Source organism: Wolbachia endosymbiont of Cardiocondyla obscurior (assembly GCF_902713635.1).
GTDB classification, from domain to species: Bacteria; Pseudomonadota; Alphaproteobacteria; order Rickettsiales; family Anaplasmataceae; genus Wolbachia; species Wolbachia pipientis.
Map to the genome: position 1 here is coordinate 1 of NZ_CACTIU010000129.1, position 495 is coordinate 495.

At 37.2% G+C, this 495-nt stretch carries 1 protein-coding gene; it reads left to right on the forward strand.

The genetic code is table 11. The features are described from left to right. Positions 1–495: IS630 family transposase (locus WOCAOBSORBRA_RS06095; RefSeq protein ID WP_174516161.1), on the forward strand; the 495-nt coding region annotated here is incomplete at both ends.

Sequence of the window (495 nt, forward strand, 5' to 3'; positions counted from 1 at the left end):
TATCAAGAGCGCAATCAAGAAGATAGGCAGCGATTTACCGATAAAATCTCAAAAATAGACCATTCCAGCATCTTATATATAGATGAAGCAGGAGTTGATAATAGGTTATACCGAGAGTATGGACGTGCTCCAATAGGAAAGAAAATTTATGCAGATATTCCAGGAAGAAAACGAGAGAGAATCAGTATAATAGGCGGGTGGATTGGAAAGAGATTTATTGCACCAATGACTTTCAAAGGTGGGTGTGACAAAGAGGTATTCAATACATGGTTAGAGAAGATGTTATTACCTAAATTGCCACATGGTACTACAATAGTTATGGACAATGCCACATTCCATAAAACTCCCAAAACAAAGGAGTTAATAGATAATGCTAGATGCCGTTTGCTCTATCTACCAACATATTCACCAGATTTGAACCCTATAGAGCATTGTTGGAATACCATCAAAAGCCGCCTCAGACCTTTAATGCATAAATATACAGACTTACAACTT